This is a genomic window from Rhizobacter sp. P5_A1, from assembly GCF_056400745.1.
In genome coordinates this window covers 31,033-44,043 of record NZ_JBFUKR010000025.1, presented here as the reverse complement: position 1 = coordinate 44,043, position 13,011 = coordinate 31,033, and the positions used below count along the sequence as shown (strand labels likewise).

General features: G+C 70.7%; 12 protein-coding genes. 10 read left to right on the top strand and 2 right to left on the bottom strand.

What is annotated here, in order from left to right:
- The first annotated feature begins 7 nt into the window (after positions 1 to 7).
- The 6 genes from AC1DTW_RS22210 (at position 8) to AC1DTW_RS22185 (ending at position 5,862) form a co-directional block, all read left to right on the top strand.
- Entirely contained in the window at positions 8 to 790 is a 783-nt protein-coding gene (locus AC1DTW_RS22210; RefSeq protein WP_477983567.1) for an SDR family oxidoreductase, read from the top strand.
- The gene (locus AC1DTW_RS22205; RefSeq protein ID WP_477983566.1) at positions 787 to 1,581 is read left to right on the top strand and encodes an SDR family NAD(P)-dependent oxidoreductase; all 795 of its coding nucleotides are present in this window, start codon (positions 787 to 789) and stop codon (positions 1,579 to 1,581) included. Before AC1DTW_RS22210 ends, AC1DTW_RS22205 begins: the two co-directional genes overlap by 4 nt.
- A gap of 5 nt (positions 1,582 to 1,586) precedes the next feature.
- Positions 1,587 to 2,459 (top strand): isocitrate lyase/PEP mutase family protein, encoded by an 873-nt coding sequence (locus tag AC1DTW_RS22200; RefSeq protein WP_477983565.1) that lies wholly within the window; start codon positions 1,587 to 1,589, stop codon positions 2,457 to 2,459.
- 42 nt (positions 2,460 to 2,501) lie between these two features.
- Positions 2,502 to 3,422 (top strand): dihydrodipicolinate synthase family protein, encoded by a 921-nt coding sequence (locus AC1DTW_RS22195; protein WP_477983564.1) that lies wholly within the window; start codon positions 2,502 to 2,504, stop codon positions 3,420 to 3,422.
- Between the two features lie 7 nt (positions 3,423 to 3,429).
- Complete coding sequence (locus AC1DTW_RS22190) at positions 3,430 to 4,353, top strand: ribokinase (protein WP_477983563.1); 924 nt, start codon at positions 3,430 to 3,432, stop codon at positions 4,351 to 4,353.
- Positions 4,354 to 4,575: 222 nt separating this feature from the next.
- Positions 4,576 to 5,862, top strand: a complete 1,287-nt coding sequence (locus tag AC1DTW_RS22185; protein WP_477983562.1) for a DUF3422 family protein — start codon at positions 4,576 to 4,578, stop codon at positions 5,860 to 5,862.
- An 18-nt stretch (positions 5,863 to 5,880) separates the two neighbouring features.
- Here the strand turns inward: AC1DTW_RS22185 and AC1DTW_RS22180 are convergent, their stop codons facing one another.
- Positions 5,881 to 6,780: a LysR family transcriptional regulator gene (locus tag AC1DTW_RS22180; protein WP_477983561.1), complete on the bottom strand. Its 900-nt coding sequence runs from the start codon at positions 6,778 to 6,780 to the stop codon at positions 5,881 to 5,883.
- Positions 6,781 to 6,870: 90 nt separating this feature from the next.
- On the opposite strand from AC1DTW_RS22180, the gene AC1DTW_RS22175 reads away from it, so the two are divergent.
- Genes AC1DTW_RS22175 through AC1DTW_RS22165 form a run of 3 tightly spaced genes read left to right on the top strand, consistent with a single transcriptional unit; the run spans position 6,871 to position 10,005 of the window.
- A complete protein-coding gene (locus AC1DTW_RS22175; protein WP_477983560.1) occupies positions 6,871 to 7,797 on the top strand; it encodes a hydroxymethylglutaryl-CoA lyase in 927 nt (308 codons plus the stop codon).
- On the top strand, positions 7,794 to 8,990 hold the full coding sequence (locus AC1DTW_RS22170; protein WP_477983559.1) for a CaiB/BaiF CoA transferase family protein: 1,197 nt from the start codon (positions 7,794 to 7,796) through the stop codon (positions 8,988 to 8,990). The genes AC1DTW_RS22175 and AC1DTW_RS22170 overlap by 4 nt, the downstream gene beginning before the upstream one ends.
- A gap of 46 nt (positions 8,991 to 9,036) precedes the next feature.
- Positions 9,037 to 10,005: a Bug family tripartite tricarboxylate transporter substrate binding protein gene (locus AC1DTW_RS22165; RefSeq protein ID WP_477983558.1), complete on the top strand. Its 969-nt coding sequence runs from the start codon at positions 9,037 to 9,039 to the stop codon at positions 10,003 to 10,005.
- A 38-nt stretch (positions 10,006 to 10,043) separates the two neighbouring features.
- Here the strand turns inward: AC1DTW_RS22165 and AC1DTW_RS22160 are convergent, their stop codons facing one another.
- A complete protein-coding gene (locus AC1DTW_RS22160; protein ID WP_477983597.1) occupies positions 10,044 to 10,547 on the bottom strand; it encodes an EamA family transporter in 504 nt (167 codons plus the stop codon).
- A gap of 304 nt (positions 10,548 to 10,851) precedes the next feature.
- On the opposite strand from AC1DTW_RS22160, the gene AC1DTW_RS22155 reads away from it, so the two are divergent.
- Positions 10,852 to 12,975 carry an outer membrane protein assembly factor BamB family protein gene (locus AC1DTW_RS22155; RefSeq protein ID WP_477983557.1) on the top strand — a complete coding sequence of 708 codons (2,124 nt, stop codon included), beginning with the start codon at positions 10,852 to 10,854 and terminating at the stop codon, positions 12,973 to 12,975.
- Positions 12,976 to 13,011 lie beyond the last annotated feature (36 nt).

The following is a 13,011-nucleotide window of genomic DNA, read 5'->3' as shown; positions in this document are numbered from 1 at the left end:
CGTGTCGATGACGACCCTGACCGGCAAGGTGGCGTGGGTGACCGGTGGCGGCAGCGGCATCGGGCTGGCGGGCGCGATCGAGCTGGCGAAGGCCGGCGCGCGCGTCGTGGTCTCGGGCCGCGAGGCGGCCAAGCTCGATGATGCGCTGGCCGCCGCGCTTCGGCTCGGCGCGCCGGCGGGGGCGATCACCGCGATGCCGCTCGATGTCGCCGACGCGGCGGCGGTGACGCGCGTCGCCGCCGCGATCGAGGCCGCGCACGGGCGCATCGACATCCTCGTCAACAGCGCCGGCATCAACTTCCCGAAGCGCTACTGGGGCGAGACCGATGCCGAGACCTTCGCGCAGGTCGTCGCCGTGAACCTGAACGGCGCGGCGTACTGCACGCTGGCCGCGGCCAAGGGCATGCGCGCGCGGCGCGAGGGCACGGTGATCAACGTCGCGTCGTTCGCCGGCTGGCACTTCGAGTACCTCACCGGGCCGGCCTACACCTCGAGCAAGGCCGGGATGATGGCGCTGACGCACTCGTTCAACATCGAGGAATGCGTCAACGGCTTGCGCGCCACGGCGCTGTGCCCGGGGGAGGTCGCGACGCCGATCCTCAAGAAGCGCCCGGTGCAGCCGACCGAGGCCGACAAGGCGCGCATGCTGCAGGAGGCCGACCTCGGCCGGACGATCCGCTTCATCGCGGAGCAGCCGGCGCATGTCTGCATCAACGAGATGGTGATCTCGCCGGTCTGGAACCGCACCTACGTGGCCGACGCGCCGCTGGCGCGCAAGAAGCCGGCATGACGATGGCGCAGGGCTTGGTCGTCGCGATCACCGGCTCCGGCCAGGGTATCGGCCGCGCGCTGGCGCGTTCCTTCGCTCGCGAGGGTGCCCGCGTGGTGGTCTCCGACATCGATGCCGCGGCCTGCGGGGCCGTGGCCGACGAGCTCGCCACGCTCGGCGTGCCGGCCGACATCACGCGCGCCGATGACTGCGCCGCGCTGGTCGCGAAGACGGTCGACGCCTTCGGCCGCCTCGACGTGATGGTCTGCAACGCCGGCATCATGCAGCTCAAGCCGCTGCTCGAACTCGACGGCGCCGACTGGGATCGCATGCTCGGCGTCAACGTCAAGGGCAGCTTCCTGACGCTGCAGGCCGCCGCGCGCCACATGCTCACACAGGCGCCGCTGGCCGACGGCCGGCCACGCGGCAAGATCATCATGATGGCCTCGATCGCCGGGCGCCCCGGCGCCGGCCCGATCGCCGCGGTGATCCCGCACTACCGCGCGAGCAAGGCCGGCGTGATCAGCCTGACGCAATCGGCGGCGATCGCGTTGGCGCCGCAGATCACCGTGAACGCGATCTGCCCGGGCCTGGTCGAGACCGACATGTGGCAGCGCATGGACCGCGACTGGTCGGCGCTGCAGGGCCTGCCGCCAGGCCAGATCTGGCAGCAGCGCATCGCGAGCGTGCCGATGGGCCGGCCGCAGTCGCCCGAGGATGTCGCCGACCTCGCCGGGTTCCTCGCGTCGCCGCAATCCGATTACATGACCGGCCAGTCGATCAACATCGACGGCGGTCTGATGATGGGCTGAGTCCGATGACGCACCCGGCCGAACAACTGAAGCAGCTGCTGGCCGCCGGCGCGATCGTGCAGGCGCCCGGCGCCTACGACGCGCTCAGCGCGCGACTGGTGCAGCGTGCCGGCTTCGAGGCGATCTACATGACCGGCTTCGGTGCGACCGCGTCACGCCTCGGCCAACCCGACATCGGCCTGCTGACGCAGACCGAGATGACGACGCACGCACGCGACATGACGCGCGCCGTGACGATCCCCGTGATCGCCGATGCCGACACCGGATACGGCGGCCCGTCGAACATCGAGCGCACGCTGCGCGAGTACGTGCAGGCCGGCGTGGCCGCGATCCACCTCGAGGACCAGGTCGCCCCCAAGCGCTGCGGCCAGATGGCCGGCATCCGCCTGATCGACGCGCGCGAGAACGAACGCCGCCTGCGCTGTGCGGTTCAGGCGCGCGGCGCCGACCCGCTGCTGATCATCGGCCGCACCGATGCGCTGCCGGCCTCCGGCATCGACGAAGCGGTGGGGCGGGCGCTGCGCTACCAGGACGCCGGCGTCGACCTGGTGTTCGTCGACGGCATCAAGCGCATGGCGGAGGTCGAGGCCGTGGCGCGCCGCGTCGCCGGGCCCAAGGTCGTCTCGATCGTGGACGGCACCGAAGCCGCGCGCTTCAGCGCTGCCGAGCTGCAGGCGATGGGCTTCGCCGTCGTGTTCCATGCCGTGACCGCGCTGTTCGCCGCGGCGCGCGCCGTCGAACAGGCGCTCGCGGCGTTGCGCACGCACGGCACGCCGAACGGCCTGCAACAGCCTGGCATGAGCTACGCGACGTTCTGCGACGTCGTCGGCCTCGCGCCGCACCAGCGCCTCGACGAGGCCTGGGGCGCGCCCAGCTGATTCACCGAACCGATTCACCGAACCGACCACCGAAAGCCCACCGTGACCACCACCTCCCCCGACTACCGCGGCATCTGGCCCGCGCTGCTGACGCCGTTGACCGATGCGCTGGCGATCGACATCCCCGCCTTCGCGCGCCATGCGCGCCGCTTGCTCGACGCCGGCTGCACCGGCGTGACCCCGTTCGGCACCACCGGCGAGGGCCCGTCGTTCACGGTCGCCGAGCGCCGCGCCGCGATCGACGGCCTGATCGCCGGCGGCGTGCCGGCGAACCGCATCCTGGTCTCGACCAGCTGCGCGGCGCTGCCCGACGCCGCCGAGCTGACGCGCCACGCGGTCAGCGTCGGCGCGTTCGGTTGCCTGCTGCTGCCGCCGTTCTTCCTGAAGGGCGTGCCGGATCAGGGCGTGGTCGACGCCTATCGCTGGGTCATCGACCAGGTCGACGACCCGCGCCTGCGCGTCGTGCTGTATCACATCCCGCAGGTCGCCGGCGTCGGCGTCAGCCACCATGTCATCGAGACGCTGAAGGCGCTGTACCGCGAGACCATCATCGGGCTCAAGGACAGCAGTGGCCAGCGTGAGGGCTCGCTCGCCTACGCGAAGGCGTTCATGCCGCCGATCCAGGTCTGGGTCGGCAACGAACCCGACCTGCAGGTGATGGCCACGCGCGGCAGCCTGGGCGCCGTCAGCGGGGTCGCGAACGTGATGCCCCACCTGGTGGGGCGCCTGGTGTCGCAGCCGACCGGCCCGGACGCAGCGCGCGATGCGCAGCGCGTGCAGGCGTTCATCGACGTGCTCGGCGGCTACGGCATGACCGCCGCCTTCAAGGGCATCATGGCGATCCTCGACGGCGAACCCGGCTGGCGCCGCGTGCGGCCGCCGCTGGTCGCACTGAGCGATGCCGAGTTCGAGCGCCTCGTGGTGCAGGTCCGCGCGTTCGCGCTGGACCGCAACCGCGACTGAGCGGGGCATGGTCGATGTCGTCTGCATTGCGAGCTGGAACGCCGACCTCGTGTCGCGCGTCGCGCGGCCGATCGCACGCGGCGAGACGCTGCTGGCGCACTCGTTCGCGATCAGCCCGGGTGGCAAGGGGTCGAACGCCGCCGTCGCATGCGCGCGCCAGGGGGTGCAGACGGCAGTCCTCGCGCGCGTCGGCCGCGACGATTTCGGGCGCATGGCACTGGCGCTGTGGGCACGCGAAGGCGTGGACCATCGCCACGTCGAGCAGACCGACGACGCGCCGAGCGGCGTGGCCCAGATCCTCGTCTTCGACGATGGCGACAACAGCATCGCCGTGGCGCCGGGTGCCGGCGCGGGCCTGAGCGAGGCGCATGTCGAGATGGCGCGTGCCACGCTCGGCGCGAGCCGGGTCGTCATGGCGTCCAACGAGGTGCCGATGGCCGCGACGCTGGCGGCATTTCGCATCGCGCGCGCGGCCGGCGCCACCACGTTGCTGAATCCGGCGCCGGCGCAGACGCTGCCGGCCGAGCTGCTCGCGCTGGTCGACGTGATCACGCCGAACGAGACCGAACTGTGCCGCGTCGCGGGACTGGCCGACGAGGCGTCGCTCGACGACGCCGCCCGAGCGCTGCTGCGCTTGGGCGCAGGGGCCGTGCTGGTCACGCTCGGATCGAGCGGCTGCCGCCTCTGGCAGCCGGGCCAGCCGGTTCAATCGATCCCGGGCTGGCGCATGCCGCAGGTGGTCGACACGATCGGTGCTGGCGATACCTTCACCGGGGCGCTTGCGGCGGCGCTGGCGCGGGGCGCGACGCTGGTCACCGCGATGCGCCGCGCCAACGCCGCCGCGGCGCTCTCGGTGACCGGCCGCGGCGCGATCGACGCCATGCCGTCAGCGGCGCAGGTCGATGCCCTGCTCGAGTCCGCGGAACGCTGAAGCGTGTTCGCTGCGCTGCGCTCGCCGGCCGCAACGAGCCATGGTGCACGCTGTCGGCCGAACTGAGCTCGGCGCTCGACGCGGCGCAGCGTCGCGCCGTGTTCGGCGGCAACGCCGCCTGCGGCTACCGGCTGGGTTCGCTCGGCGCCTCATAAACCCCATATCATTTGCCGCAAGCCCACGACGAAGAGCGCCGGGCATACCCCGCCGTGCGTGGAGCCGATGAACCTGCCTACCGAATTCGCGCAACGCCAGCGCCTGGCCGACGAACTGCATGCACGCCCGTTCGAGTCCGTCGCGACGCCGGGTGCGGTGCTGTCGATCGCGACGCTGCGCAGCGGCCCCGGCGAAGACGCCGCGTGCCTTGCCCACCTGGCAGCGTTGCAGCCCGGCGGCGAACGCCTCGGCGGGCAGACCACCCACCTGAGCCTGCGCTGCGGCGCGATGAGTGTGCGCTGGGAGCGCCACACCGAGTTCTACAGCTTCACCTTCATCTCGGACGAGGGGCCGGGCCAGCTCGGCGCCAGCTTCGACCCTGCCTGGCTCGATGCGCTGCCGCCCGGCTGGCTCGCGGCACTGCCCGGGCCGATGATCGCGGCCACGCAGATCGCACTGCTGCCTTGCGCCGGCGAGCCGCCCCACGTGCGTCGCGTGGCGCCGGTGTTCGGCAGCGAGCTGCTGGTCGGCAACCGGGTCGCCGATGGCGCCGCGACCGTCGTCACCGACCTGCGTTCGGTGCAGGGCGTGACGCGCTTCCTCGTCTTCGATCACGCGCTGAACCGGCGCCGTGCCGGCCGCATCGCGCAGCGCCTGATCGAGCTCGACACCTATCGGATGATGGCGCTGCTGAGCCTGCCGGTGGCGTCGAAGCGCATGAGCGAACTGGCCAGCGAAGAAGCGCAGCTCGCGTCGTTGATGGACCGCTTCCGTGCCGCGAGCGACGGCGACGATCGCCTGCTCGCCGAACTCACCGACCTCGCGGCGCGTGTCGAGCACGCGATGGCGAATCACGGCTCGCGGTTTTCGGCGACGCAGGCCTATCGCGGCATCGTCGACCGGCGGCTCGTCGAGCTGCGCGAGCTGATCGTGCCCGGGTTGCAGCCCTTGTCGGAGTTTCTCGACCGGCGCTTTCGCCCGGCGATGGACAGCTGTGCCGCGGCCGCTTCGCGCCAGGCGCAGCTCTCCGAGCGCATCGCTCGCGCGGCGCAGCTGCTGCAGACGCGCGCCGAGGTCGAGCGCGAGCGCCAGAACCAGGCGCTGCTGGCGTCGATGGACCGGCGCGCCGGCTTCCAGCTGCGGCTGCAGGAGACGGTCGAGGGGCTCTCGGTGATCGCGATGACCTATTACGGCGTCGGCCTCGGCGCCTACCTGCTGAAGCCGCTGGCCCACGCCGCCGGCATCAGCGAAGCGCTCGTGACGATGATCGCGGTGCCGGTGATCGGCGTGCTGGTGCTCGTCAACATGCGCCGCGTGCGCCGGCACCTCGCGCGCGAGCACGCCGCCGCCTGAGGCATCCGCGCCGCCGCGTCAGCCCGCCATCCGATGCAGGCTCTCGGCCAGTTCGCGCGCCGTGGCCGAAAGCAGCGGCGCCGGCCGCGTGACGATCACGAAACGACGGACGGCCCAGGCTTCGGAGAGCGGCACGAGCGCAAGCCGGCCCGTGCCGCCGTACGGCATCACCGCTTCGATCGGCAGGATCGCGAGCCCGAGGCCGGCCGCGATCAGGCGGGTGGCCGCCTCGATCGTCGACACCTGCATGCGGTGCGACGGCAGACGGCCGAGCAGCGCGGCCTGCCGCCTCAGCAACTGGTCCATCTGGCCACCCGGGATCACGTTGATCGACGGCTGGTCCAGGGTATCGGCGTAGCACAGCGATGGCCGCCGCGCGAGTGGATGGTCGGGCCTGAGTGCGACGCACAAGCGATCGCTGTGATACGGCAGCACCTGCAGACCGGAGAGGTCGATCAGGTCCCACAGCACCCCGAGGTCCGCACTGCCCTCGCGAACGCCGCGCACGATGTCCGGGCTCAGGCGCTCGTCCAGGCCGATGCGGATGCCGGGATGCTCGCCGAGGAACGCGGCGATGTCGTCGGGCAGCCGCTCCGCGAGCGCCGACGGGCTCGCGAACACGCGCGCGCTGCCCTGAACGCCCTGGCCGAACGCACCGAGTTCGGCGCGCAGGCCGTCGAGCGCCCCGAGCACCTCGCGGGCGCGCGACAGAAGGGCCTGGCCGGCCGGCGTCAACTCGACACCGCGGCGCCGCCGCAGCAGCAGCGGCACGCCGAACTCGGCCTCGAGCGCCGTCATGCGCTTGCTCAGCGCCGAGGCCACGAGCGCCTCGCGCTCGGCCGCGCGCGCGATGCTGCCTTCCTCGCAGACGGCGACGAAGAGCTGCAGCGAGACGGGATCGATCGGGCGGTGGGTCATGTCGTGGGGATGTCGCGTTCCGGATTGGAACGCGAAACCTGAAAATCGCTCATTCGTGAAAGCGCGCGGGCTTGCCTACAGTGTCGGTCCATGAACACACCCACCCCCATCGTCGTGCGCGAGGTCGGGCTGCGCGACGGCCTGCAGAGCATCGCCCGCACGCTGCCGACGGCCCAGAAGCTCGAATGGCTGCGCGGCGCGCATGCGGCCGGCCTGCGCGAGATCGAGGTCGGCTCGTTCGTGCCGGCGCGGCTGCTTCCGCAACTGGCCGACACCGCCGCACTGGTGGACGCGGCACGCGCGCTGCCGGGGCTTGTCGCCTCGGTGCTGGTGCCGAACCTGAAGGGCGCGCAGGCCGCGCTCGACTCGGGTGCCGACTTGATGCTGCTGCCTCTCTCGGCGAGCCACGCGCACAGCCTGGCGAACCTACGCAAGACGCCCGACGAGGTGGTCGCGGAGATCGGCCGCATCCGCGCGCTGCGGGACGCGAGCGGCTCGCGCTGCGTGCTCGAGGTCGGCCTGAGCACCGCGTTCGGCTGCACGATCCAGGGCCGCGTCGACGAGGCCGAGGTGCTGCGGCTGGTGCAGGCCGTGCTCGACGCAGGCGCCGACCGCGTCGGCCTCGCCGACACCGTCGGCTACGCCGACCCGTTGCAGGTGGCGCGCGTCTTCGAGCGTTGCTTCGCGATCGCCGGCGACCGGCTCGCCTGCGGCCACTTCCACGACACGCGCGGCCTCGGCCTGGCCAACGTGTTCGCCGCCTGGCAGACCGGCGTGCGACGCTTCGATGCCTGCACCGGCGGCATCGGCGGCTGCCCGCATGCGCCGGGCGCGAGCGGCAACGTCGCGACCGAGGATGTCGCCTACCTGTTCGCGAGCATGGGCGTGCCGACGGGGCTCGATCTCGACGCGTTGATCGCACTGCGCGACCGCGTCGCGCAATGGCTCGCCGGCGAAACCCTGCACGGCTCGATCGCCCGCGCGGGGTTGCCGAAGACGATGAGGGCGGCGGCATGAACACCACGTCGCCGCAACCGCTCAAGGGCCTGCGCGTCGTCGAGTTCACGCACATGGTGATGGGTCCGACCTGCGCGATGGTGCTTGCCGACATGGGCGCCGAGGTCATCAAGGTCGAACCCATCGAGGGCGAGGGCACGCGGCGGCTGCTGGGCGCCGGCGCCGGCTTCTTCCCGATGTTCAACCGCAACAAGAAGAGCATCGGCATCGACCTGAAGAAGCCGGCGGGCGCGGCGGTCGCACGGCGGCTCGCGTCGTCGGCCGACGTCGTGGTCGAGAACTTCAAGGCCGGCGTGCTGAAGAAGTTCGCGCTCGACTACGCGAGCCTCGCGGCCCTGAACGAGCGGCTGATCTACGTCAGCCACAAGGGCTTCCTGCCCGGTCCGTACGAGAACCGCACCGCGCTCGACGAGGTCGTGCAGATGATGGGCGGCCTGGCCTACATGACGGGCCGGCCCGGCGACCCGCTGCGCGCCGGTACCAGCGTCAACGACATCATGGGGGGCCTGTTCGGCGCGATCGGCACGCTCGGTGCGCTGATCCAGCGCGGCATCACCGGCAAGGGCATGGAGGTGCAGTCGGCGCTGTACGAGAACAACGTGTTCCTGATGGGCCAGCACATGCTGCAGTTCGCGGTGACCGGCAAGCATCCGGCGCCGATGCCGGCGCGCGACAACCCCTGGGCCGTCTACGACGTGTTCACCGTGAAGGGCGGCGAGCAGATCTTCCTCTGCGCCGTCAGCGACGCGCAGTGGCTGACCTTCTGCGATGTTCTCGGCCTGGCCGACCTGAAATCGGATCCCACGCTGAAGACCAACAACGACCGCGTGCGCGTGCGCCCGCAACTGCTCGCGACGCTGCGCGAGCGGCTCGCCGATCGCAGCGCCGTCGAACTGAGCGAGCTGTTCGAGCGCGCCGGGCTGCCGTACGCGCCGATTCGCCGGCCCGAGGACCTCTACGACGATCCGCACCTGCTCGCCACCGGGGGCCTGGCCGACATCGAGTTGCCCGACGGCGACCAGGCCGGCCGGACCGTCAAGACGACGCTGTTCCCGATCACGCTCGACGGCGCGCGGCTGCCGGTGCGCCTGCAGCCGCCGCGCTTCGGCGCTCACACCGGCGAGCTGCTGGCCGGGCTCGGCTACCGTGACGACGAGATCGCCGCGCTGCGCGAGGAGGCCATCGTGGCCTGACCCTGTCGCGCTCGAGCGCCACGACAAGAATTCCAGGAGACAAACGATGACCCACGTTCGCATCACCCGCCGAACCCTGATCGCCGGCCTCGCGGCAGGTCTTGCCGCGCCGGCCTTGGCGCAGGCGGACAAGCCGGTGCGCTTCATCCTGCCCAATGCCACCGGTTCGGGCGTCGATGCGATCACGCGCGCCGCGCAGCCAGCGCTCGCGAAGGCACTCGGCCACCCGATCATCGTCGACAACCAGCCGGGCGCCGGCGGCATCGTCGGCCTGCAGGCACTGGCGCGCTCCGCGCCCGACGGGCTGACGCTCGGCATCGTCTCGAACAACGTCGTGATCTTCCCGAGCGTGATGAAGCGTCTGGCGTTCGACATGCCCGGTGACTTCACGCCGGTCGCGGTGGTGGGCTACACGCCGGTCGTGCTGGTCGTCAATGCGAAGGTGCCGGCGCACGACGCGAAGGAGTTCATCGCGCTGCTGAAGAGCCGCAACGGCGACATGACCTACGCGTCCGGCGGCAACGGCACGATCCTGCACCTGGCCAGCGCGATGTTCCTCGACGAGGCGAAGGTCGGCGCGCGCCACATCCCGTACAAGGGCGTCGGCCCGATGCTGTCCGATCTGATCGGCGGCCAGGTCGACTTCGCGACCGCCGCACTGCCGAGCGTGCAGGCGCACCTGAAGTCCGGCGCGCTGCGGGCGATCGGGATCGCGACGGCGCAGCGTGCGCCCGCCGCGCCGGAGATCCCGACCTTCGCCGAGCAGGGGCTGCCCGACTATGTGGTGGAGGCGTGGTTCGCGGTCATCGCGCCGAAGGGACTGCCGGCGGCCGAGGTCGAGCGCGTGCATGCCGCGATCGTCACCGCCTTCAACGATCCGGAGGTCAAGGAGGCGATGGCCAGGCAAGGCAACGTGATCCACGTCGGCGCGGCCGAGAAGGCCATGCCGTTCTTCCGCAGCGAGCGCGCGAAATACGCGCAGCTCGTGAAGAGGGCGGGTGTCGAGGCGCAGTGACGCAGCCGCGCCGCTGATCGGGACGCCGGGTCTCGCGCTCAGCCGATCCTGCGCAATCCGAGCCAGATCACGGTGGCGACGACGATCAGGCCGCCGAGCACCTGCACGGCGCCGATCGACTGGCCCAGGATCGCCCAGGCGAGCCCCAGCGCGAAGATCGGTTCGACGTTCATGATCGCGGAGTTGCCCACCACGCCCAACCGCGGCAAGACCGTGAACATGATCGTGAACCCGGTCCCGTAGAGGAACGTCAGCAGGCTCAGGCCGATCCACCCGGCGGGCGCATTCGGAAGGTGGAGCCCGCCTTGCACGCCCGACGCGGCCAAGGCGATCACCGCCACGAAGACCATCGTCGTGAGGGTGCGCACGCGCCCGTCCACATCGCCCGCCTCGTGCTTGGTGAGTACCAGCGCGAGTCCGAAGGTCGCGGCCGCGGCGAGCGCGAACGCGACGCCGGCGCCGATCTGCCGCCATTGGGCCGCGGCGCCGAGGCCGGAAGCCGCACCGAGCACATCGAGCGCCAACGCCAAGCCAAGCAGCATCACCGACAGCGTGGCGCGTGGTGCCGGACGTGAGTTCATGAAGGACGATTGTGAGGGGAGGGGCCGTGGCCCGCGGCGCGTCGAATCCGGGCGATGGCGGAGATTCTGTTGAATGGAACGAAGTTCTATAACGGACAGTCATCGGAAGGTATTCGGCGCGCGTCTATTGACATCCCCGGTGTCAACTCCTAGCATTTTGAAACGACGTTCTGCACCATAGAACGTCGTGTTTCGAAGAGGCCACTCGGTGGCTCACGGCCTTGCCAGGCACTCTCAATCAAATCATCAGGTGGAGACAACCGCAATGAAACTCAGGCTCCTCGCAGCGATGCTGCTGTCCACCGGCGCGCTGTCGCCGCAAGCCGTCCTCGCGGCGAACGCCGACGCGAAGGCGGCGGATCTCGCCGACTGCTGCACCGCCGGCGACAAGGATTTTCCGAAGGTGGGCGGCAACCTCGGCAACCAGAACTACTCGTCGCTGCGCCAGATCAACAAGGGTCTCGTGAACAAGCTCGGCGCGGCGTGGGTGAACCGCATCGAAGGCGGTCTGAACAGCGGCACGAACCAGAGCACGACCGTCGTCGTCGACGGCGTGATCTACATCGAGTCGGCCCTCGGCAACCTGGTCGCGGTCGACGGCAAGACCGGTGCGACGAAGTGGAAGTACACGACGCCCTACGGCGGCATCACGCGCCGCGGCGTGGCGGTGGCGAAGGAACTCGGCCTGGTCTATACCGTCGGCAGCGGCAACCGGCTGATCGCGCTGAACAAGGACACCGGCGCCGTCGCCTGGATCAAGCAGTACCCGACCAGCAGCACCGACCCCGACTATTCGGGCAACGTCGAGAAGGTCGCGCTGGTCTACCACGGCAAGCGGCTCTACATCGGCACCAACGACGGCAATCGCGGCGCCGGCCTGTCGGTCGATGCGACGAACGGCACCCTCGTCAGTTCCTTCTGGGGCGTGCCCAGGCCCGGCGAGATGGGCTACGACACCTGGGGCGGCGCACCCGAGTCGGCTCGCAACGGGGCCACGCCATGGATCCACCCGGCCGTCGATCCGGAACTGAACATGGTGTACTGGACCTTCGGCAACGTGCGCGGCGGCTCGTCGCAGAACGGCTCGACCCGGCCCGGCGACAACCTGTTCGCCAACTCGGTGGTCGCACTCGACCTGAAGACCGGCGAATACAGGTGGCACTTCCAGTCGATCCACCACGACATCTGGGACATGGACAACGTCATGTCGCCGGTGCTCGCGAACGTGAAGATCGACGGCCGCGATCGCAAGGTGCTCGTGTACGGCAGCAAGTCGGGCATGTACTTCATCCTCGACCGCAAGGACGGCAGCGCGCCGCTCGGCATCGACGAGCGGCCGGTCGGCCAGGATGCCCGCCAGGCCAGTTCGCCGACGCAGCCATTCCCGCGCCAGGGCGGCTGGACCGAGAACTGCGTCGTCGACCAGCCGCTCGGCACGGCCGTCCCGGGCGATCCGAACCGCGCGGTGCCCAACTACCTGCGCGGCTGCCTGTACGACGCGCACTGGGACATCCCGCTGCTGACGATCCCGGGGCACGGCGGCGGCGCGGACTGGAACCACCAGTCCTTCAGCCAGCACACCGGCCTGATGTACACCGGCATGGGCTACGTCGCCGCGGCGCACTCGCTGACCGAGTCGAGCAACGGCCTGCGTGCGCCGGGCGAGTACCAGACCGGCGCCGTCGTGGCCGTCGACCCGAGCACGAACACCGTGCGCTGGAAGAAGCAGATGCCGTACTCGCTCGCGCACGGCAACGGCATCCTGACGACCGAGAGCGATCTGCTGTTCATCGGCCAGCCGGACGGCAACCTGCTCGCGATGGATGCACACAACGGCGCCGAGCTGTGGCGCTTCCAGACCGGTGCGGCGATCAGCGCGAGCCCGGTGACCTACGAGATCGACGGCGAGCAGTATGTCGCGGTCTATGCCGGCGGCACCGGCATTCCGTACGGCAATTCGGCGCCGCGCGGCGACTACCTCTGGGCCTTCAAGATCGGCGGCACCGTGGCGCCCGCGGCGACGCCGACGCCGCCCGAGGTGCGGCGGCCGGTGTCCGGCAACCCGGTCGAAGGCACGGCGCTGCCGACGCCGAACACCGTGTTCCTGGCCCGCGCGCAGACCGCGGCGAACGCACCCGGGACGACCGAGTCCACCGGCGTCAACGGCATGACGCCGACGCACATGCGCGTGCCGGTGAACACGACCGTGACCTTCACGAACCCGCCGAACAACGCCAACACGCACTGCGCGACGCAGTTCTTCGAGGGCCTGTTCAACTTCCGCCTCGCGCCGGGGCAGTCCGCGCAGTACACGTTCACGCAGCCGGGCGAGTACTTCTACAACGACTGCTTCAGCCCGCGGCCGACCGGCAAGATCGTCGTCTACTGATCTTTCGCCGGACCCCGAAACGCCGCGCACCGCGCG

Bases quoted from the DNA above. Each gene is read 5' to 3' on its own strand.
- AC1DTW_RS22200 (WP_477983565.1), top strand. From the start codon at position 1,587: ATGACGCACCCGGCCGAACAACTGAAGCAGCTGCTGGCCGCCGGCGCG.
- AC1DTW_RS22205 (WP_477983566.1), top strand. From the start codon at position 787: ATGACGATGGCGCAGGGCTTGGTCGTCGCGATCACCGGCTCCGGCCAG.
- AC1DTW_RS22185 (WP_477983562.1), top strand. From the start codon at position 4,576: ATGAACCTGCCTACCGAATTCGCGCAACGCCAGCGCCTGGCCGACGAA.
- AC1DTW_RS22190 (WP_477983563.1), top strand. From the start codon at position 3,430: ATGGTCGATGTCGTCTGCATTGCGAGCTGGAACGCCGACCTCGTGTCG.
- AC1DTW_RS22180 (WP_477983561.1), bottom strand. From the start codon at position 6,780: ATGACCCACCGCCCGATCGATCCCGTCTCGCTGCAGCTCTTCGTCGCC.
- AC1DTW_RS22155 (WP_477983557.1), top strand. From the start codon at position 10,852: ATGAAACTCAGGCTCCTCGCAGCGATGCTGCTGTCCACCGGCGCGCTG.
- AC1DTW_RS22170 (WP_477983559.1), top strand. From the start codon at position 7,794: ATGAACACCACGTCGCCGCAACCGCTCAAGGGCCTGCGCGTCGTCGAG.
- AC1DTW_RS22175 (WP_477983560.1), top strand. From the start codon at position 6,871: ATGAACACACCCACCCCCATCGTCGTGCGCGAGGTCGGGCTGCGCGAC.
- AC1DTW_RS22160 (WP_477983597.1), bottom strand. From the start codon at position 10,547: ATGCTGCTTGGCTTGGCGTTGGCGCTCGATGTGCTCGGTGCGGCTTCC.
- AC1DTW_RS22165 (WP_477983558.1), top strand. From the start codon at position 9,037: ATGACCCACGTTCGCATCACCCGCCGAACCCTGATCGCCGGCCTCGCG.
- AC1DTW_RS22210 (WP_477983567.1), top strand. From the start codon at position 8: ATGACGACCCTGACCGGCAAGGTGGCGTGGGTGACCGGTGGCGGCAGC.